Source organism: Sphingomonas sp. BL-S-25, assembly GCF_055521555.1.
In genome coordinates, this window is record NZ_CM145486.1 from 3619225 (window position 1) to 3639025 (window position 19801).

Annotated in this window: 23 protein-coding genes and 2 other RNA genes; 19 read left to right on the forward strand and 6 right to left on the reverse strand. The window is 67.6% G+C overall.

From position 1 onward, the window contains the following. Positions 1-25: 25 nt before the first annotated feature. Both ACZ1H8_RS17500 and ACZ1H8_RS17505 read right to left on the reverse strand, forming a co-directional pair. The gene (locus ACZ1H8_RS17500; protein WP_465178495.1) at positions 26-502 is read right to left on the reverse strand and encodes a GFA family protein; all 477 of its coding nucleotides are present in this window, start codon (positions 500-502) and stop codon (positions 26-28) included. After that, the gene (locus ACZ1H8_RS17505) at positions 499-1155 is read right to left on the reverse strand and encodes an alpha/beta hydrolase (RefSeq protein WP_346248804.1); all 657 of its coding nucleotides are present in this window, start codon (positions 1153-1155) and stop codon (positions 499-501) included. The genes ACZ1H8_RS17500 and ACZ1H8_RS17505 overlap by 4 nt, the downstream gene beginning before the upstream one ends. An 89-nt stretch (positions 1156-1244) precedes the next feature. On the opposite strand from ACZ1H8_RS17505, the gene ACZ1H8_RS17510 reads away from it, so the two are divergent. The 8 genes from ACZ1H8_RS17510 (at position 1245) to ACZ1H8_RS17545 (ending at position 6872) form a co-directional block, all read left to right on the forward strand. Next, the gene (locus ACZ1H8_RS17510; RefSeq protein ID WP_465178496.1) at positions 1245-2330 is read left to right on the forward strand and encodes a cysteine desulfurase family protein; all 1086 of its coding nucleotides are present in this window, start codon (positions 1245-1247) and stop codon (positions 2328-2330) included. After that, positions 2327-3418 (forward strand): cysteine desulfurase family protein, encoded by a 1092-nt coding sequence (locus ACZ1H8_RS17515; protein WP_465178497.1) that lies wholly within the window; start codon positions 2327-2329, stop codon positions 3416-3418. The genes ACZ1H8_RS17510 and ACZ1H8_RS17515 overlap by 4 nt, the downstream gene beginning before the upstream one ends. Next, on the forward strand, positions 3415-3750 hold the full coding sequence (locus tag ACZ1H8_RS17520) for a 2Fe-2S iron-sulfur cluster-binding protein (RefSeq protein ID WP_465178498.1): 336 nt from the start codon (positions 3415-3417) through the stop codon (positions 3748-3750). Before ACZ1H8_RS17515 ends, ACZ1H8_RS17520 begins: the two co-directional genes overlap by 4 nt. Positions 3751-3863: 113 nt before the next feature. Further along, positions 3864-4220 (forward strand): hypothetical protein, encoded by a 357-nt coding sequence (locus ACZ1H8_RS17525; RefSeq protein WP_465178499.1) that lies wholly within the window; start codon positions 3864-3866, stop codon positions 4218-4220. A 109-nt stretch (positions 4221-4329) separates the two neighbouring features. After that, positions 4330-4424: signal recognition particle sRNA small type (ffs, locus tag ACZ1H8_RS17530), an RNA gene on the forward strand. Positions 4425-4545: 121 nt separating this feature from the next. Then, a complete protein-coding gene (locus tag ACZ1H8_RS17535) occupies positions 4546-6201 on the forward strand; it encodes a DNA polymerase III subunit gamma/tau (protein WP_465178500.1) in 1656 nt (551 codons plus the stop codon). Between the two features lies 1 nt (position 6202). Next, the gene (locus ACZ1H8_RS17540; protein WP_465178502.1) at positions 6203-6526 is read left to right on the forward strand and encodes a YbaB/EbfC family nucleoid-associated protein; all 324 of its coding nucleotides are present in this window, start codon (positions 6203-6205) and stop codon (positions 6524-6526) included. Positions 6527-6593: 67 nt separating this feature from the next. Next, complete coding sequence (locus ACZ1H8_RS17545; RefSeq protein WP_465178503.1) at positions 6594-6872, forward strand: hypothetical protein; 279 nt, start codon at positions 6594-6596, stop codon at positions 6870-6872. Positions 6873-6908: 36 nt separating this feature from the next. On the opposite strand, the gene mtgA is transcribed toward ACZ1H8_RS17545, so the two are convergent. The 3 genes from mtgA to ACZ1H8_RS17560 form a co-directional block, all read right to left on the reverse strand. Then, complete coding sequence (mtgA, locus tag ACZ1H8_RS17550; protein WP_465181415.1) at positions 6909-7571, reverse strand: monofunctional biosynthetic peptidoglycan transglycosylase; 663 nt, start codon at positions 7569-7571, stop codon at positions 6909-6911. Positions 7572-7915: 344 nt separating this feature from the next. Further along, positions 7916-8818 (reverse strand): RNA polymerase sigma factor RpoH, encoded by a 903-nt coding sequence (gene rpoH / locus ACZ1H8_RS17555; protein WP_465178504.1) that lies wholly within the window; start codon positions 8816-8818, stop codon positions 7916-7918. Positions 8819-8874: 56 nt separating this feature from the next. After that, a complete protein-coding gene (locus ACZ1H8_RS17560; protein ID WP_465178505.1) occupies positions 8875-9825 on the reverse strand; it encodes an RluA family pseudouridine synthase in 951 nt (316 codons plus the stop codon). Between the two features lie 18 nt (positions 9826-9843). Here ACZ1H8_RS17560 and ACZ1H8_RS17565 point away from each other — a divergent pair, with 18 nt between their 5' ends. Beyond that, positions 9844-10248, forward strand: coding sequence for a M67 family metallopeptidase (locus ACZ1H8_RS17565; protein ID WP_465178507.1), 405 nt, complete (start codon positions 9844-9846; stop codon positions 10246-10248). Positions 10249-10358: 110 nt separating this feature from the next. Beyond that, complete coding sequence (locus ACZ1H8_RS17570; protein WP_465178508.1) at positions 10359-11000, forward strand: histidine phosphotransferase family protein; 642 nt, start codon at positions 10359-10361, stop codon at positions 10998-11000. 47 nt (positions 11001-11047) lie between these two features. Here ACZ1H8_RS17570 and ACZ1H8_RS17575 read toward each other — a convergent pair whose 3' ends face one another. Further along, positions 11048-12271 carry an RtcB family protein gene (locus tag ACZ1H8_RS17575; protein WP_465178509.1) on the reverse strand — a complete coding sequence of 408 codons (1224 nt, stop codon included), beginning with the start codon at positions 12269-12271 and terminating at the stop codon, positions 11048-11050. Between the two features lie 272 nt (positions 12272-12543). Here ACZ1H8_RS17575 and ACZ1H8_RS17580 point away from each other — a divergent pair, with 272 nt between their 5' ends. From ACZ1H8_RS17580 to ACZ1H8_RS17620, 9 genes are all read left to right on the forward strand, one after another. Next, the gene (locus ACZ1H8_RS17580) at positions 12544-14868 is read left to right on the forward strand and encodes a chemotaxis protein CheA (protein ID WP_465178510.1); all 2325 of its coding nucleotides are present in this window, start codon (positions 12544-12546) and stop codon (positions 14866-14868) included. Continuing rightward, on the forward strand, positions 14865-15311 hold the full coding sequence (locus ACZ1H8_RS17585; RefSeq protein ID WP_465178511.1) for a chemotaxis protein CheW: 447 nt from the start codon (positions 14865-14867) through the stop codon (positions 15309-15311). Before ACZ1H8_RS17580 ends, ACZ1H8_RS17585 begins: the two co-directional genes overlap by 4 nt. A gap of 64 nt (positions 15312-15375) precedes the next feature. Then, positions 15376-15741 (forward strand): response regulator, encoded by a 366-nt coding sequence (locus ACZ1H8_RS17590; protein WP_465178512.1) that lies wholly within the window; start codon positions 15376-15378, stop codon positions 15739-15741. A 131-nt stretch (positions 15742-15872) separates the two neighbouring features. Next, positions 15873-16829: a chemotaxis protein CheB gene (locus tag ACZ1H8_RS17595; RefSeq protein ID WP_465181416.1), complete on the forward strand. Its 957-nt coding sequence runs from the start codon at positions 15873-15875 to the stop codon at positions 16827-16829. Between the two features lie 5 nt (positions 16830-16834). Next, a complete protein-coding gene (locus tag ACZ1H8_RS17600; protein ID WP_465178513.1) occupies positions 16835-17689 on the forward strand; it encodes a CheR family methyltransferase in 855 nt (284 codons plus the stop codon). Positions 17690-17753: 64 nt separating this feature from the next. Then, positions 17754-18452 carry an N-acetylmuramoyl-L-alanine amidase gene (locus ACZ1H8_RS17605; protein ID WP_465178514.1) on the forward strand — a complete coding sequence of 233 codons (699 nt, stop codon included), beginning with the start codon at positions 17754-17756 and terminating at the stop codon, positions 18450-18452. 59 nt (positions 18453-18511) lie between these two features. Next, an RNA gene (rnpB, locus tag ACZ1H8_RS17610) (RNase P RNA component class A) lies at positions 18512-18892 on the forward strand. 72 nt (positions 18893-18964) lie between these two features. Further along, entirely contained in the window at positions 18965-19501 is a 537-nt protein-coding gene (locus tag ACZ1H8_RS17615; protein ID WP_465178515.1) for a J domain-containing protein, read from the forward strand. Next, a complete protein-coding gene (locus ACZ1H8_RS17620; protein ID WP_465178516.1) occupies positions 19498-19800 on the forward strand; it encodes a thioredoxin domain-containing protein in 303 nt (100 codons plus the stop codon). Before ACZ1H8_RS17615 ends, ACZ1H8_RS17620 begins: the two co-directional genes overlap by 4 nt. Position 19801 lies beyond the last annotated feature (1 nt).

Here is a 19801-nt window from a genome sequence, read left to right on the forward strand (position 1 = left end):
ATCGCGCGGACCGGCTCAATCGCGCTCAGTCGTGATCAGGATGCTGGCGGTTGCTGCGTCGGATCGCCTCGGCCCAGTCGGGGTCGTCGGCGCCGGTTTCGCCCTGGTCGGTCAGCGCCGGCAGCGTGTCGAACCAGGGCATGCGCGCTTCGCTGCCCATCTGGACCCGGGGCGGAAAGGCGGGGGCGTCGTCGAGCGTGCCGATCATCAGATTGGTCCGCCCGGTGTCGAGCGAATGGTAGAAGAGCGGGGTGCCGCAGGCGGCGCAGAAGCCGCGCTCGACCCGCTCGGAGCTCATGAAGATCGACGGGGTCCCGCGCGTCCAGTGAAGCGCATCGTCGGGTGCGGCGACCAAAGGCGCGAAAAGCCCGCCGCTTGCCTTCTGGCACATCCGGCAATGGCACAGATGTGCGCTGTCGAGCATCGCGTCGGCCCGGTAGCGGACGGCGCCGCACTGGCAGCCGCCCGTCGCCGTGATGCCCCGTCGCGCCGCTCCGGTCAACGGATGGGCGAGTTGGGATCGAGCCGCATGTCGAGATAGCGGTCGACGCTGCCCATCAGCTCGCGCATCTCGTGCTCGAAGAAATGGTTCGCGCCCGGGATGGTGTCGTGATGGATGGTGATGTGGCGCTGGGTGCGCAGCTTGTCGACCAGCTTCTGCACCGCGCTGGGCGTGACGACCTCGTCATTCTCGCCCTGGATGATGATGCCCGAGGAGGGGCAGGGCGCGAGGAACGAGAAGTCGAACATGTTGGCGGGCGGCGCGACCGAGATGAAGCCGCGGATTTCCGGCCGGCGCATCAGCAGCTGCATGCCGATCCAGGCGCCGAAGCCGAAGCCCGCGACCCAGGTGGTCGACGCCTCGGGGTGGAAGCTCTGGACCCAGTCGAGCGCGGAGGCGGCGTCGGACAGTTCGCCGATGCCGTTGTCGAACACGCCCTGGCTCTTGCCCACGCCGCGGAAGTTGAAGCGCAACGTCGCGAAGCCGCGGCGCTGGAACGTCTTGTAGAGCTCCTGGACGATGTGGTTGTTCATCGTGCCGCCCGCATTGGGATGCGGGTGAAGGATCATCGCGACGGGTGCGCGCGGCTTGGGAGCGGGGGCGAAGCGGCCTTCGAGGCGGCCTTCGGGACCGGGGAAAATGACTTCGGGCATCGAGGACCTTGCTTGAATTCTGGGGCTCCGGTGGAGCGCGGGAAGTTGCGCGCTATATAGGCAGCACCCCTCTTTACGCAATTGGAACGATGAACTTGGCCCACCGCATCTATCTGGATCACGCCGCGACCTCGCCGATGCGCCCCGAAGCGCGCGAGGCGATGATCGAGGGGATGCTGCATTGGGCCAATGCCAGTTCGCCCCATGCCGAGGGTCGTGCGGCACGCGCGGCGCTGGAGGATGCGCGCGCGCGGATCAAGGCGGCGCTGGGGTGGGAGCACACGCTGATCTTCACCAGCGGCGCCAGCGAGGCGCTGTCGATTGTCCTTCAGCGCGCGCGGGGCGGCCGGCGCTGGATCTCGGCGGTCGAGCATGACGCAGTATTCCGTGCCGCGCCCGGCGCTGGCGTCCTGCCGGTCGATGTCGCAGGCGATGTCGATGAACAGGCGGTTGCCGAGCTGCTGGCTGGCGGGGGTACGCCGGTGGTGGCGATCCAGCGGGTCAATCCGGAGACCGGCAAGGTCCAGCCGATCGAGCGGTTCGACCAGGCGATCCGCGAGGGCGGTGGCATCCTGGTCAGCGACTGCGTCCAGTGGGGCGGGCGGATCTTCCTGCCCCAGGCGGACATGATCGTGATCTCTGCGCACAAGATCGGCGGGCCTCCGGGGATCGGTGCGCTGCTGGTGCGCGACCTGGGTCAGCTCGACCCGACCGGGGGGCAGGAATATGGCTATCGCGGCGGGACCGAGAATCTGCCGGCCGCGCTGGGGTTCGCCGCGGCGATCGAGGCGCTGATGGCCCCGGTGGCGCCCGACCTGGCGCTGCACGACGCCGATTTCGAGATGCGGCGTCGCATTCACGCTGCCGGCGGTATCGCCGTCGGCGGACATGGCGATTTCGTCGGGCATATCCTGGCGGTGGCGATGCCGGGGCTGAGCGCCGCGGCGCAGCTGATGCGGTTCGACATGAAGGGATTCGCCGTGTCCGCCGGCAGTGCCTGCGCGTCGGGGACGCTGAAGGAAAGCCGCGTGCTGAAGGCGTTCGGCGTCGATCCGGAGATGGCGTCGCACACGATCCGCGTCAGCACGGGATGGAGCACTACCCCGGACGAGCTGCGCCGCTTCGCCGATGCCTGGGAAGCGATCGCCGCCGAGGCCGGGTCGCGCGCGGCATGATCTATCTCGATTATCAGGCGACGACCCCGCTGGCGCCCGAGGCGCTGGACGCGATGCTGCCCTGGCTGAAGGACAATTACGCCAACCCGCATTCGCCGCACGCGGCGGGTCGCAAGGCGCGCGCCGCGGTCGAGGTGGCGCGCGATCAGGTCGCCGCGCTGCTGCCGCCGGGTGGAAGCGTCAGCTTCACCAGCGGCGCGACCGAGGCGCTCAACTGGGCGATCAAGGGCACCAGCGGCGGACTCGTGACGCTGGCGACCGAGCATGCCGCGGTGCTCGATACCGTCGAAGCGGAGCGGCGGGCAGGGCGGTCGGTAACCGTGCTGCCGGTCGGCAGCGACGGTCTGGTCGATCTCGAAGCCGCACGCGCGGCGATCGGGCCCGAGACCGGACTGGTCGCGGCGATGGTGGTCAATAACGAGATCGGCGTGATCCAGCCGATCGAGGCGCTGGCAAGTTTGGCGCACGCGGCGGGCGCCCTGTTCCTGTGCGATGCGGTGCAGGGCTATGGCCGGGTCGCCATTCCCGAGAGCTGCGACCTGGTCGCGGTATCGGCGCACAAGATCCACGGTCCCAAGGGGATCGGCGCCTTGTGGATGCGCGACGGCGTGGCGCTCGATCCACTGATGCACGGCGGCGGACAGGAGGCGGCGGGTCGCTCGGGCACGCTGTCGCCCGCATTGTGCGCCGGGTTCGGCGCTGCGGCGCGGGTCGCGGGGCTTCGATCCGGGGCCGATCGCGATCATGTCGAGCGGCTGTTTGGCCTGGCTCTGCAACGGCTCGGCGCGGGCTGGACCGTCAATGGCAGCACCGAGCACCGCTATCGCGGCAACCTCAACCTGCGCCACGAGGGGCTCGACGTGGCGCGGCTGATGTCCGACCTGCGGGACATCGCCTTCTCCGCGGGGTCGGCCTGCGCCAGCGGATCGGGCCGGTCCAGCCATGTGCTGCGCGCGATCGGGTTGAGCGATCAGCAGGCGCGCTCGAGTATCCGGCTTGGCTTTGGCCGCGACACCGGCGAAGAGGCGCTGATGGAAGCTCTTGATCGCATCGACGCCGCTGCCCGCGCGCAGCGGGTATCCGCATGATCCGCGTCCGCTTCGTCAGCGCCGACGGTGCCGACACGCGCGAGGTGTCCGCGGCAGAGGGCGACCGGCTGCTCGAAGTGGCGCAGGCCGATGGCCAGCCGCTGGAGGGCACGTGCGAGGGGCAGATGGCCTGTTCGACCTGTCATGTGATCGTCGCCGCCGACGATTTCGCGCGCCTGCCGGCTGCGGCGGAGGAGGAAGAGGATATGCTCGACCTCGCGACCGGCGCGACTCGCACCAGCCGGCTGGCCTGCCAGATCGTGCTGGGCCCCGAACTCGACGGACTGACCGTGCGGATGCCACCGGAACATCGCGACATGCAGGGCCGCTGATCGCAAATCAATACTCCTGACATGTCACGGAAACATGTGCGCGGGAACCGAAACATGGGTTTCAGCGTCCATAACGGGCGGATGTGAGACCCGCGTGTACAGGAGAGTATAGTATGAAGATGTTGTCCCTTGCGGCGGCAGCCGTACTGGCCGCCTTCGCAGTTCCCGGAACGGCCACCGCAAACACATCGTCGGTCGGCGCCGTTTCCGCGGTCAGCGCCGTGGCGGGTACTTCCGCGATTGCCAGTCAGGACTGGCGCGATCGTCGCGAGCGTCGATATGACCGGCGCCGCTATAATCGGGATCGCCGCTACTATAACCGCGGCCGTTACTATCGGGATCGCCGCTACTATAATCGTGGGCGCTATTATCGCGACGGCCGCCGCTCCTATTGGGCGCGCGAGTGCCGCACGGTATGGCGCTATGGCCGCAGCTATCGCGACTGTCATCGCGTTCGCCGCTGGCGCTGACACCCTGTACGCCAACGACACTCACACCAGCGACTGGTGCTGAAAACAAGGGGGCGGCCTTCCACGGGCCGCCCCCTTGCGCGATCCGGCGGCTTCGCCCATATGCGCCGCGGGAGTCGGGCGGACGGTGCCGTCGCCAACCCGGTCAGGTCCGGAAGGAAGCAGCCGCAACGATTTCGTATCGGGTCGTCCGGCTCCCACCTCAATCACGACAGTCTCGCCTCGGTTCGACCCGGTTTTCGGGATGGCCGTTGAGTGCCTGACGCCGCGCCGATCGCACGTTCCGGCTTCGACATCCTCGATCCGAGCGGCTAACAGGATCGCGATGTCCGACGACTCCTTCCTTGGCCTCGATGAGCCGCCTCAGCCGCACAAGCCCGAGGCCTATCGCGTCCTCGCCCGCAAATACCGGCCCCAGACGTTCAGCGAGCTGATCGGCCAGGATGCGATGGTCACGACGCTGGGCAATGCGATCCGGCGCGACCGGCTGGCGCATGCCTTTCTGCTCACCGGGGTTCGCGGGGTCGGCAAGACCTCGACCGCGCGGCTGATCGCCAAGGCGCTGAACTGCATCGGCCCGGACGGGCAGGGCGGGCCGACGATCGATCCGTGTGGCGTGTGCGAGCCCTGCCGCGCGATCGCCGAGGGGCGCCATATCGACGTGATTGAGATGGACGCCGCCAGCCATACGGGCATCGACGATGTGCGCGAGATCATCGAGGCATCGCGCTATTCGGCGGTGTCGGCGCGCTACAAGATCTACATCATCGACGAAGTCCATATGCTGTCCAAGGCCGCGTTCAACGGCCTGCTGAAGACGCTGGAGGAGCCGCCGGCGCATGTGAAGTTCCTGTTCGCCACGACCGAGGTGAACAAGGTGCCGGTCACGGTGCTGTCGCGCTGCCAGCGCTTCGACCTGCGCCGCATCCCGGCGGACAAGCTGGCCGCGCATTTCGCGCGCGTCTGCGATGCCGAGGGCGTCGAGGCCGAGCCCGAGGCGCTGATGCTGGTGGCGCGCGCGGCCGAGGGGTCGGCGCGCGACGGCCTGTCGATCCTCGACCAGGCGATCGCCCATGCCGGGATCGAGGGCGATATGGTGCGGGCCGAGGCGGTGCGGGCGATGCTCGGCCTGTCCGACCGCGGCGCGATCCGCGACCTGTTCGGGCTGCTGCTGGCCGGCGACGCGCCCGGCGTGCTGAATGCGCTGCGCGGTCAATATGATCTGGGCGTCGATCCGCAGGCGGTGCTGCGCACCCTGCTCGAGACCGTGCATGCCACGACACTGATCAAGCTCGGGACCGAAGCGAACCCGGCCCAGTCGGTCGAGGAAGTGAAGGCACTGGAGCGCTGGGCCGCAGGGCTCAGCTTCCCGATGCTGCATCGGTTGTGGCAACTGATCCTGCGCGGCCATGACGAGGTCGCCAAGGCGGTGCTGCCGATCGAGGCGGCGGAGATGGCGCTGCTGCGTGTCGTCCATGCCTCGCAGCTTCCCGATCCCGGCGATCTGGCGCGTCAGATCGCCAGCGGGTCGATCAGCGTCAACGTCACCGGCGCGCCCGCCGCACCGGCCGGCGACGCGCCGGCGGCAAGTGCCGCGCCCGAGGCCAGTGTTGCGGGCCTTCCCCGCGACCTCGCCGAGCTGGCCGACTTTCTGGAAGAAAATCGCCGCTATCAGCTTGCCGAGCAGGTGCGGCACCTGCTCCGCCCGATCCGGTTCGAAGGGACCGAGGTCGAGTTCTCGTCGTCGCGCCCGCTGCCGCAGGATTTCGTCCGCGAGCTTTCGGCCGCGCTGCGGGAAATTACCGGCACCAACTGGAAATTGCTGACGGGATCGGACACGGGGGGACAGACGTTGCGTGAGCGTGAGGCCGATCTGGCCAATGCGGAACGCGAAGCCGTGCTGCGGTCGCCCCTGGTGGCTGCGGCGATGCAAGCCTTTCCCGGGGCCGAGTTGCTCGGCTGGTCCAAGACAGGAACGTGAAATGAAGAGTCTCGAAGACATCATGGCCATGGCGCAGAACGTCCAGGCCGAACTGACCAAGGCTCAGGCCAATCTCGACACGATCGAGGTCGAGGGCGCGTCGGGCGGCGGGCTGATCAAGATCCGCGCAACCGCCAAGGGCCGCATCATCGGCATGGACATCGACGATTCGCTGCTGAGCCCGAGTGAGAAGGGCGTGCTGGAGGATCTGCTGGCCGCCGCGTTCAACGATGCCCGCGCCAAGGCCGATGCCGCGTCGCAGGAAGCGATGAGCAAGATGACCGCCGGCATGCCTTTGCCGCCCGGGTTCAAGCTGCCCTTCTGAACCGCCTGCGGAACCATCTCCCGTCCTCCTCTGTTGCTGCGGCAATAAACCAATAGGAGGATTGGAGATGGTCGATCGTGTTACCGAGCGCAGCGACGGCGTGACCGCAGAGCGCGTGACCGAAACCGGCGGCGACCGCACCGTTGTTGTCGAGCGCAGCGGCGGTGGCGGCTTTGCCGTGCTGATGGGTGTGATCCTGCTGGTCGCAGTTGCGATCGGCGCGGTCTATCTGTTTAACCAGAACCAGAATGACGCGATCCGCACCGACGCAGTGGCCGGCGCCGCCAAGAGCGTCGAGCGCACCGCCGACAAGGTCGGCGACGCCGTTACCAGCGAAACCAAGTAAGACGAACCCGGGCTCGATGCCGCGCCGCGCTGATCCTCAGCGCAGGCAGGCGTCGAGCCCGTCGTTCCTGACGACCCCGATCCGCGCATTGATCGAATTGCCGTAACGGCGGGTATAGCCCCTCGGATCGATCCCGGCGCGCTTCTTGGGCAACGGCAGGACCGCAGCGATCTGCGCCGCCTCGCGCGGGTTCAAGGTCGACGCGTCATGCTTGAAATAGCGCAACGATCCGGCGTTGACGCCGTAGGTTCCAATGCCGGTCTCGGCGACGTTGAGATACACTTCCATGATCCGCCGCTTGCCCCAGATATTCTCGATCAGCAGCGTGAACCAAGCCTCCAGCCCTTTGCGGACATAGCCGCCGCCCTGCCACAGGAAGACGTTCTTCGCGGTCTGCTGGCTGATCGTCGATCCGCCGCGGATCAGCTTCTTGCCGGTCGCATTTCGCGCCGCGGCAGCGGCGATCGCGCGATAGTCGAAGCCGTGATGCTCGCAGAAGCGCGCATCCTCCGCCGCGATCGCAGCGCGCGCCATGTTGGGCGAGATCTGGCTGAGCGGCATCCAGCTCTTGCGCACCCCATGCCCGGCAAAGACGTCGCCGATCATCGTCCAGGTGATCGGCGGCGGCACGAAGCGGAAGATCGTCACCATCACCAGCGACAGCAGGATGAAGGCCAGGATCGCCTTGACGATCCACATGGCGATCCGGCGCGGCCAGGACCGGCGCTTGCGCGGCGCCTTGGGTGGTTTTGCGGTTGAGGCTGGCACGATCGGATCTCGGAAACGGGATGGGGCAGGGGGCGCGGCGGCGGGCTGGTTCGATGACGAATATGCGGCGGCTTCTTCGGGGTCGACCGGATCGTCGCCCGGCGGCAGCGCAAGCGGATCGAGCCTGGGCCGATGCCAGTCGCGCCGCGGCGCGCTGGAAGGGCCGGTGCCCGGATCGTCGCGGCGGTCGCTCATGCGCCCCTCATTGCCGTTCCATAAACGAAACGGCAACCGCCCGGGGGCAGCTGCCGTTCGCGTTTCACCGGGTCACCGGCTCAGGCGGTGAGCAGGCGTTTCTCGCCGGCCAGGCGCATCATCGCCTTTTGCAGCTTCTCGAACGCCCGGACCTCGATCTGGCGCACCCGCTCGCGCGACACGCCATAGACCTGGGAGAGTTCCTCCAGCGTCTTGGGATCGTCGGTCAGGCGACGCTCGGTCAGGATGTGGCGCTCGCGATCGTTCAGATCGTCCATCGCGCTCACCAGCATCTCGTGCCGGACTTCGGCTTCCTGCGTTTCGGCCGTGACCTGATCCTGCAGCGGCGCATCGTCCGCCAGCCAATCCTGCCACTGGCCCTCGCCATCCTCGCGCATCGAGACGTTGAGCGAGGTGTCGCCGCCCATCGCCATGCGACGGTTCATCGACACGACCTCGTCCTCGGTCACGCCCAGATCGGTCGCGATCTTCGCCACGTCCTCGGGGCGCAGATCGCCGTCCTCGAACGCATCGAGCTTCGCCTTCATCCGGCGCAGGTTGAAGAACAGCTTCTTCTGCGCCGCGGTGGTGCCCATCTTCACCAGCGACCAGCTGCGCAGGATGAATTCCTGGATGGATGCACGGATCCACCACATCGCATAGGTCGCCAGACGAAACCCCCGATCGGGCTCGAACTTCTTCACGCCCTGCATCAGGCCGATATTGCCCTCGGAGATCAGTTCCGACACGGGCAGGCCATAGCCGCGATAGCCCATCGCGATCTTCGCCACGAGACGAAGGTGCGAGGTCACGAGCTGCGCCGCCGCTTCGGGGTCCTGATGTTCCTGGAACCGCTTGGCGAGCATATATTCCTGCTCGGGCGCGAGGATCGGAAACTTCTTGATCTCGGCCAGATAGCGGTTGAGGCTGGCCTCTCCGCCAAGTGCGGGGATCGTCGCCGGGACGTTGCTTCCGCTAGCCATGATCTCTTCTCCCTTTCACTGGGCCACCACTGCCACGCCGGACAGGGCGCCGAAAATCATACGATGAGGTTATCGAACAGTTCCTGCATGTCGGCAGGCATTTCGCTTTCGAACGACAAAGCGTGGCTTTTCACCGGATGGATGAACCCCAGTCGGGCCGCGTGCAAGGCCTGCCGACGGAAATCCAGGGTTTCCAATAAGGCACGGTGCGACTTCCTCGTGCTTCCATAAACCGGGTCACCCAATAGCGCATGGCCGATGGACGCCATATGAACGCGCACCTGGTGCGTCCGCCCGGTCTCAAGCCGGCATTCGACCAGCGCCGCGTCATGCATCTGGCGGATCTTGCGCCAATGGGTGATCGCATGCTTGCCGACGCCTTCGCCCACGACCGCGACCTTCTTGCGATTGACCGGCGACCGCGCGAGCCGCGCATTCACCGTGCCTTCGGCACCTGGCACGCCGCCGACGATCGCCTTGTAGCGGCGGTCGATGCTGTGCGCCTTGAACTGCGACGCCAGCCCGATATGCGCCCGGTCGGTCTTCGCCGCGACCATCAGGCCGGACGTGTCCTTGTCGATCCGGTGGACGATCCCCGGCCGAGCTACGCCGCCGATTCCCGACAGGCTGCCCTGGCAGTGATGCAGCAACGCGTTGACCAGCGTCCCGTCCAGATTGCCGGCCGCCGGGTGGACGACCAGGCCCGCGGGCTTGTCGATGACGATCAGATGCTCGTCCTCGAACACCACCACCAGCGGAATGTCCTGCGCCTCGTTATGCGCGGGCTCCGGGTCGGGCACGACGATGGTGAAGGTCGATCCGCCCGCCGCCTTGCGCGCCGGATCGCGGATCAGTCCGGCCGGTCCCGTGACCTGTCCGGTCGAGATCAGCGCCTTCACCCGCTCACGCGACAAAGTGGGCAGAGCATCGGCAAGCGCACGGTCGAGACGCCAGCCATCGGCCAGGTCCGAAATGCGCGCTTCGATGATGGAAACCCCCCGGCTCATGTTTTAATGAAGATGGGAATGAGGGTCAGGATTTCAAGGGGTCTGCTGGACGCGTTGCGGCAGGAATCCGCGGCTGCATGGCCGGCGGAAGCCTGTGGTCTGTTGTTCGGAAACGCAGACCAAATCGATGGGTTCCAGACCACCGACAATGTCGCCGATACACCCGAACATCGCTTCGAGATTGACCCCGCGGCCCTGTTCGCCGCGCTCCGGGCCGAGCGCGCCGGGGGACCGTGCGTCATCGGCTATTGGCATTCGCACCCCAGCGGCGACCCGGAGCCGTCGCCGACGGATGCCGCGATGGCGGAGCCGGACGGCAAGCTGTGGCTGATCCTGGGTGCAGATCGCCAGTCCCTGCACCGCGCGGTTGCCGCCGGTGCGGTGCATGATCGCTTCGATCCGGTCGAACTCGTCCTCGTCTGAGTTCCGGCGCGGCGCAGTCGGACCGAGGGTTTCGCACCGCTGGCCGCAGCGCCGGGTTGCGGGGCGGGGGACACTGCTCCAAAGGGGTGGAAAGATTGGAGCCTAGCCCTTTGAACATCAGCCCGACCGACTTCGCGAGCCTGCTTTGTTCCCGGCTGTGCCACGACCTGCTGAGCCCAGTCGGCGCGTTGAACAACGGGCTGGAGCTGCTCGCTGACGAGCAGGATCCGGAGATGCGCCAGCGCTGTCTGGAATTGCTGAACGAGAGCGCGCGGGCGAGCGCCAACAAGCTCAAATTCTTCCGCCTGGCGTTCGGTGCGGCGGGGGGTTTCGGCGAGACGGTCGACACGCGCGAGGCGCAGGCCGCGATCGAGGGACTGTTCGGCGACAATCACCGCGTCCGGATCGGCTGGATGGTTGAGGAGCCGGTGATGGCGAAGCAGGCGATCAAGGTCCTGCTCAACCTCGCACTGATCGCCGGCGACGCGCTGATCCGCGGCGGCCAGCTCGACATCGGCGCCGAAGTGATCGAGGGCCAGGTCGAGATCGTGGTGCGCGCCGACGGGCCGCGCATCGTACTGGACCCCGAATTGCGCAACGCGCTGGTCGGCCAGGGTGACGCGTCGATCACCCCGCGTGCGGCAGCCGCGCACCTCGTCCACGCCCTGGTCGCCCAGGGCGGCGGCGAGCTGCAGGTCAGCGATCCCGACGCCGAAGTGCTATTGTTCGGCGCGGCGTTCGATATCGCCTGACCGGCAGTCCGGCCGACCCATCCGCGATGGATGTGCCGGCCGGTCGCTCACCCCTTGATATTGACGATCTGGCGCAGCCGGTGGCGCACCGCCACCAGATCCGCCTGCGCCGCCATCACCGCGCCGATGTCCTTGTAGGCGGCGGGACTTTCGTCGAGCACGCCTTCGTCGATACGCGCCTCGATCCCCTTCATCGCCTCGACATGCTCCGCCAGCGAGATGCGCCGCTTGGCCTCGCCGCGCGACATCCGCCGGCCGGCGCCGTGCGAGCAGGAACAGAAACTCTGCTCGTTGCCCAGTCCCTCGACGATGAAGCTGCCGGTGCCCATCGATCCCGGGATGATCCCCATATCGCCCGCGCCGGCACGCACCGCTCCCTTGCGGGTCACCCAGACGCGTTCGCCGAAATGGATCTCGCGCACCGCATAATTATGGTGACAGTTGATCGCCTGCTTGTCGGTCTTGAACGCGGGCAAATGCTTGCGCAGCGCCTCGAGCACGCGCAGCATCATGATCTCGCGATTGACCATGGCATAGTCCTGCGCGAACTGCATCGCCTCGACATAGTCATCGAACAGCGTCGTGCCCTCGCTCAGGAACGCCAGGTCGCGATCGGCCAGGTGGAAGTCCAGCCGTTCACGCGCGATCCCCTCCTTGGCGGCATCGATGAAATAGGTACCGATGCGGTTCCCGGTGCCGCGCGATCCCGAGTGGAGCATGACCCAGACGCGATCCTCCTCATCGAGACAAATCTCGATGAAGTGGTTGCCGCCGCCCATCGAGCCCAGCTGGTCGCTGGTCTTGCCGTCGATCCGCGGATGTTTGGCGACGATGGCGCGCCACCGCGTCTCGAACCGCTCATACCAGGTGCGCGCGACCGACGCCGGGGTGATCGCCCAGCCGCCCTTGGCATGGTTCGCGGTCCGGCTGGTCTCGATCCCCTTGGGAACGGCACGCTCGATCTCGGCACGGATCGCGGACAGGCTGTCGGGGAGCTGTGCGGCGGTCAGCGAGGTTCGGGTCGCGATCATGCCGCAGCCGATATCGACGCCCACCGCCGCCGGCACGATCGCGGCCTGTGTCGCGATCACCGATCCGACGGTCGCGCCCTTGCCCAGATGGACGTCGGGCATGCCGGCGACATGGCGGAACACGAACGGCAGGCCGGCGATGTTGCGAAGCTGTTGCATCGCCGCGGGTTCGAACGGCCCGGCGCTGTCCCACAGCTTCAGCGGGGCGCCGTGGGTGTCATGGATGGAAAACTGGCTCATCATTCACTCCTGTCACGCGCTGCACGGGATCAGGGGTGCGGATCGCGGCGAAGCCGGATCCTGTTGCTCTTGCCTCGGGGAGAGCGGCACCCTGACGGGTGCAGCGCGCCCCGTCCGTCACCGCGTGGCGGCGACCTTGATACGAACGAGGCGAAGCGAGTTGCTCATGGGCGGGGCAGATAGCGGGCAGGGGGCGAAAAGGGAAGGGGGCTCAATAACCCAGGATTAACCCTGTGCCGCCATGGTCGCCGTGCGCAATTGCCCGGGGCACCATGGACGACCTGCTTCAAGAATTCATCGCCGAGACGCGCGAGACGCTCGAGGCCCTGTCGGGCGAGATCGTCGCGTGGGAGGCGAATCCCGGCGACCGACCGCGGCTCGACGCGATTTTCCGCTTCGTCCACACGGTCAAGGGAAGCTGCGGCTTTCTCGATCTGCCGCGGCTCGGGCGGCTGAGCCACGCCGCCGAGGATGCGCTTGCCCAGGCGCGCAGCGGAGAGCGCATGCCCGACCGGGCGATGGTCAATGCGGTACTGGCGATCGTCGACCGTATCGGCGAACTGGTCGAGGCGATCGATTCGGGCGCCAGTGTCGAGGCGGCCGGCGACGCGCCGCTGATCGCTGCGCTTGCCCGGGGCACGGACGAAGTTGCTGCGGCCCCGGCCGCCGCCGTCCAGCGCGCGCCTGCGCGGTCGATCCGGCTCAATGTCGACCTGCTCGACCGTATGATGTCGGGCATGTCCGACATGGTGCTGGCGCGTAACGAGCTGGCACGGCGGCTGCGCCAGGGCGAGATCGATCCCGCGGCCGAGGCGGCGCTGGAGCGGTTGTCGCTGACCGTGGGGGAGATGCGCGACACGGTGACCCGCACGCGGATGCAGAAGATCGACGCCCTGTTCTCCGCCTTGCCGCGCATCGTGCGGGACACCGCCGCGTCGCTCGGCAAGTCGGTGCGGCTCCAGGTCGAGGGCGCCGATGTCGAGCTCGACCGCGAGATGATCGAGGTCATGCGCGACCCACTGGTCCATATCGTGCGCAACGCGATCGATCACGGTATCGAGGGACCGATGGAGCGCCGCCGGGCGGGCAAGCGCGAGACCGGGCGGCTGATCGTGTCGGCACGCCAGTCGGGCAACCAGATCATCATCGAGATCGTCGACGACGGCCGCGGGATCGACAGTGATGCGCTGATCCGCAAGCTGGTCGCCACCGGTCAGCGCAGCGAGCGCGAGCTGCAGGAACTGCCCGAAAAGGCCAAGCTGGCGCTGGTCTTCGAACCGGGCCTGTCGAGCCGCGACGAGGTCAGCGAGATTTCGGGCCGCGGCGTCGGCATGGATGTCGTCCGATCGTCGATCGAACAGATTGGCGGACGGGTCGACCTCGACAGCGTGCCGGGCCGGGGGCTTCGGATCGCCATCCATGTGCCGCTGACGCTGTCGATCATCTCGGCGATCGTGGTCGGAGTCGGCACTCAGCGTTTCGCCATTCCGCGCCAGGCGATCGAGGAAATCGTCACCGACCGCGGCGACGCGATCCGCATCGACCGGATCGGTGACAGCCATATGGCCAGCGTACGCAACCGCCGCATGCCGCTGGTCGGGCTGGCGGATCTGCTCGGGCTTCAGCGCGACGTCGCGGCCGCCGATGCGATGGGCCAGATGCTGGCGATCATCAGCGTCGGCACCGGCAGCTATGCGCTGGCGGTCGACACGGTGCTCGACAATGAGGAACTAGTCATCAAGCCGGCCTCGCCCGCGGTGATGTGCACCGGCCTCTATGCGGGCCAGACGCTGCCCGACAGCGGACTTCCGATGCTGATGCTCGATTGTGCCGGACTGGCAAGTGAGGCGGGCCTGGACTTCAGTCGCGACGACCGGTTCGAGGATGCGGACGGAGCCGAGGCCGAGGCGGAGGATCCCGGGTTGCCTGCGCTATTGTTCCAGGATCTCGACGGGGTGCGGCGCGCCGTGCCGCTGGCGATCGTCGACCGGGTCGAACAGGTCGATCCGGACTGCATCCGCTTTTCGGCCGGACGGCACCGCCTGGCGATCGACGGTCAGTTGCTCCCGCTGGTCGCACAGTCCGATCTGGTCGCGGCGCGGCCGTGCATCCTCCGGCTCAAGGACGGCGAGAGCGAACTCGCCTATGCGATCGACGAGGCGATCGACATCGTCGTGCTGCGCGGCGACATCGCGCCGGCGGCGTTGCCCGGCATCATCGGGGGGGTGGCGATGCTGGATGGCGAGCAGGTCGAGTTGCTCGACGGCTATTGGCTCTTCGGGGAACATGGCCGCGACGTTTCGGATGCGGACCGGCGCCCGCTCTGCCTGTTGTCGGGCGATACCGACGGATGGATGGCCTCGTTTCTGACGCCGCTGCTCGAAGGTGCCGGCTACCGCGTCGCGACCCAGGCCGCGATCGGGGAGGGCGTTGCCGTCGTCCTGTCGGCGGACGAGGCGCCGCCGCCCCAATCCCCCGCGCCTGTCGTCCGGCTGCGCCGCCGCAAGGCGGCGGATGCCGGCGAAGACAGCATCTATCGCTATGATCGCGCCGCGCTGCTTGGCGCGATCGAGGCCCGGACGGGAGCCCTTCGATGACCACGCTGTACCTGATCGCGCAAATTGCCGGCCGGCCGGTGGCAATCGACTCAAGCCAGGTCGAATCGGTAGTCGATATCGGCGAAGTCACCGCGATCCCGCGCGCCGCGGATCATGTCCGCGGCCTCGCCGCGCTGCGCAGCCGCGTGGTGACCGTCATCGATAGCCAGGCGGCGCTTGGCCTCGCGGGCCCTGGCGAACGCGGCGGACGCGCAGTCATCACGCGGGTCGACGGGCATCACTATGCCATGCTGGTCGACGCGCTCGACGATGTCGCGCCGTTCGACATGGTGCCGCTGGCCGGGGGCGTTACGCTCGATCGCGCCTGGCGCCAGGCGGGACGCGGCATGGTGGAGCGGAACGGCGAACCGGTGCTGGCGATCGACCTTGGCTGCCTGGTCGCTGGACCGGCGGGCGGCCCGTCGGGTCGCCCTCTCGATTAACGCGCCGCTTACGCTTTGCGGGCAAGGATGCCGTCAAACGATCCCAGCAGGGAAAGCTCGAATTATGAAGACATGTCTGGTCGTCGACGATTCCAAGGTCATCCGCAAGGTGGCGCGGCATATCCTCGAAACGCTAGATTTCGAGGTGCGCGAGGCAGGTGACGGCCGCGAGGCGTTGGACAGCTGTCACGCGGCGGTGCCCGACGTGGTCCTGCTCGACTGGAACATGCCGGTGATGAGCGGGATGGACTTTCTTCGTGCGCTGAAGGCCAGCGACATCGTCAACAAGCCCAAGGTGGTGTTCTGCACGACCGAGAACGGCATGGCCTATATCCGCGCCGCGATCGAGGCGGGAGCCGACGAATATGTGATGAAGCCGTTCGATCGCGAGACGCTGGAAAGCAAGCTTCAGATCGTCGGCGTCGCCTGATCGCGCGGGTTCGGGAAAAGGCGCTGCAGGTGGGACATCAGTTCGACATTCGCCGATGTGCCGTCGACGGCGCGCCGGCCCGGGTACTGATCGTCGACGACTCGGTGGTCGCGCGATCGGTACTGGCGCGGATGATCGACGGCACCCGGCGCTTCATGGTGGTCGGGGCCGTGCCCGACGCCCGCGCCGCGCTCGACTATCTGGCGCGCAGTCCGGTCGAAGTCGTGCTGCTCGATATCGAGATGCCGGGCGTCGACGGCCTGACCGCGCTGCCCGACATCCTGGCGGCGGGCGCGGGCGCCAAGGTGCTGGTGTGCTCGCACGCCGCCGACGAAGGCGCAGCAGCTGCGATCCAGGCGCTGGCGCTGGGGGCTGCCGACACGCTGGTGAAGCCCGGCATCGGCGCGTTCGGCGGGCGCTTTGCCGAGGTGCTCGAGGACAAGCTGCACCGCCTGTTCGAGCCCGCGCCCGACCTCCCCGGACAGCCCTTCGTCCGCCATGCACTGGCCGAGGACTATGACATAGTCGCGATCGGCGCCTCGACCGGCGGCATCCACGCGCTCAGCCAGTTGCTGGACGTGATCCCCGCCAGCTTCACCTTGCCGATCCTGGTCACCCAGCATCTCCCGGCCAGCTTCATGAGCTATTTCGCGGCCCAGCTTGCCGGGATCTCGGGCCGCCCGTGCGACATTGCCACCGACTCGATGCGCATCTTGCCCGGCCGGATCATCGTCGCGCCCGGCGATGCGCATCTGCGGGTGGTTCGCACCAGCGTCGGCATGGCGGTGCGGCTGACGCGCGAGCGGGTCGGCAGCGGATGCCTGCCGTCGGTCGACCCGATGTTCCAGTCGGTTGCCCGGGCCTTCGGGCCGCGCGCGCTGGGGATCGTCCTGTCGGGCATGGGGCGCGACGGCAGCGATGGTGCCTGCGATCTCGCGGCCGCGGGGGCGCAGATCGTCGTCCAGGACCAGGCAAGCTCGGTCATCTGGGGCATGCCCGGTGCCATCGCCGCGGCCGGTCGCGCCAGTGCCATGCTTCCGCCCGACGAGATCGGCCGCTTGGTCGCCAGCCGGCGGAGGCCGAATTGATCGTCATGCCGCGCGTCGCTCCGGGCTCTGCGTCCAGCGCCAATGCGATGATCGCGACGTTGCTCGAACAGCGAACCGGGCAGCAGATCGATGCGACGCGTGCGTGGCGGATCGAGACGGCCCTCAAGCCGTTGCTGCGCCAACTCAAGCTGACAACGCTGGACGAACTGATCGCGCAGCTGATCCTCGCCCGCACCGGTGACCTGTCCGATCAGGTGGTCGATGCGTTGCTCAACCAGGAAACCAGCTTCTTCCGCGATGCCGCCGCGCTCGACCAGGTGGCCGACGCCGCGCGCGAGCTTCAGCGCGAGGCGCCGCACAAGCGGCTGCGCATCTGGTCGGCGGGCTGCGCGACCGGACAGGAGCCGTTCAGCCTGGCGATCCTGTTTGCCGAGCGCGAGCTTTCCCATGGCCAGATGCCGGAGATCATCGCCACCGACGTGTCCGCCGGGGCGCTCGCACGGGCGAAAGCCGGGCGGTTCACCCAGTTCGAGATCCAGCGCGGCCTGTCGGTCCGCCGGATGATGCGCTGGTTCGAGGGCGAAGACACCGACTGGACGGCGCTGCCCGAATTGCTGCGTCGGGTCCGGTTCCACCCGCATAATCTGGTCAGTGATCCGGCGCCGCCGGGCAGTTTCGACATCGTGCTGTGCCGCAACGTCCTGCTCTATTTTTCCGCGCCGCTGCGGCGGCAGGTGTTCGACCGGCTGGCGCGCGTGCTGCGTCCCGGCGGGCTGCTGGTACTCGGCGCCGGGGAGACGGTGATCGGCCAGACCGACCGCTTCGTCCCCAGCGAGGCGTTTCGCGGCTTCTATCAGCCGGTCGCGATGCGCGACGAGATGCCTTGCCCGATCGGCTGAGCCGCTATGCTGTCGCGGAATCGCCACTGGCATCGCACGCCCGTGCCCGGTAGCGTGGCGGGCGATGAGTGACCTCGACATCCTCGACACGCCGTCGCCCAACTTCAACGCGCGCGATGCGGATGTCAGCATGATCGTGCTGCACTATACGGGCATGGAGAGCGCCGAGGCGGCGCTGGCACGACTGACCGATCCCGCATCCGAAGTCTCCGCCCATTATCTGATCGACGAGGACGGGACGATCCACCGGCTGGTCGCCGAGGAACATCGCGCCTGGCATTCCGGAAAGTCGCACTGGCGCGACGTGGTCAACGTCAATTCGGCCTCGATCGGGATCGAACTGGTCAATCCCGGACACGAACATGGCTATCGTCCGTTTCCGGACGCGCAGATGTCGTCGCTGATCCCGCTCGTGGCGCAGATCAAGGAACGCTACGGCATCACCCGCGGCAATGTCGTCGGCCATTCGGACGTCGCCCCGGCGCGCAAGCAGGACCCGGGCGAGCTGTTCAACTGGCATGCGCTTGCCCGCCTCCGGCTGGCGCTGCCGCGGCCGACGCGCAACCTGGTCGATCCAGGCTGGAGCGATGCGGGCTTCATGCTGGCGCTCGAACGTTTCGGCTATGACGTGACCGATGCGCGCGCCGCGGTCACCGCCTTCCAGCGCCGCTTCCGGCCCGAGATGATCGATGGCGACATCGACATGGAGTGCCGATGCCTGTTGCTGGCGCTGCTGCTGCCTAGGCCGCAGGGCGACGACTGAAGCGCTGCTGCGTTCGCCGGGGCTTCCATCCTGCGCATTTCCCGCTATCTGCATCTCCGCCAGAGGGCCGGGCGGCCGCGGGCACCCATCGGGTGCGCGAGGAAAGTCCGGGCTCCACGGAACGACGGTGGCGGGTAATGCCCGCCGGGGGTGACCCCAGGGAAAGTGCCACAGAGAGCAAACCGCTCGCTGCCCCGGCTTTCGGGCCAGGGTAAGGGCAAGGGTGAAAGGGTGCGGCAAGAGCGCACCGCGCGACCGGTAACGGAAGCGGCATGGTAAACCCCACCGGGAGCAAGACCGAATAGGGGCGCCACATGGGCCAGTTCCGGCCCGGTGCCCGGGTTGGTTGCTTGAGCGGCGGAGCGATCCGTCGCCTAGAGGAATGGTCGCCTATCCCCTTCGGGGGTGGACAGAACCCGGCTTACAGGCCCTCTGGCGTTTCACCCCGCGACAGGCCCGTCGCGCGCCCCCCGTGGGTTGCACGGGCGGGACGAATGTCTATCTGCGACACGATGGCACGTCCGACGCGATCTTCCGACTGGGGCTTTCCTCGCTGGCGCAGCTATGGCGCCGAGCGTGAGGCGGTGAACGTGCGGCTGTGCGACCGCCATGGCTGCGAGGCGCCCGGCAATTGCCCCGCGCCCAAATCGCCCAACAGCCCGGAGCGCTGGTATTTCTGCGAAACCCACGCCGCAGAGTACAATCGTAACTGGAATTATTTCGAAGGACTGACCGCCGAGGAAGCTGCGCAGCGCGAGGCGGACGAGCGGCGCGACGCGTCCGGCTTTGCCGAATCCAGGCATAACAGCTGGGCCGGGCCAGGCGACGGCAGCCGCTCGCGCGACGAGATTCGCGCGCTGGAAGTGCTTGACCTCGAGGTCGATGCCGATTTCGAGGCGGTCCGGCTCGCCTGGCGCCGGCTCGCCAAGTCGAACCATCCGGATGTGAAGCCCGGCGACGCGGAGGCGGCGAAGCGCTTTCAGGCGATCCAGGCCGCCTATGACGTGCTCAAGCTCGCCGAGGAACGGCGGAGCTGGAAGCCGGCTTGAAAAGCCAGGTCCGCTCCAACTGGGCGAACGCCGTCCTGGTCTGTGCCAAATGCTCGAAGAAGCTGGATGGCGGCTTCGGCCCCAAGGGCAAGGCGCCGCTGGCCAAGGCGCTGCGAAAGCATCTGAGCCTGAAAAAGGGTCGCAAGGCCGATGCGGGGATCGTCGAGGTGAAATGCCTGGGCGTCTGCCCGCGCGGCGCGGTGACCGTCGTCAACGGTGCCGCGAGCCGCGAATGGCTGCTGGTGCCCGAGGGGGCGGACCTGGACGATGTGGCTGCCGAACTCGGCCTGACGCGATAGC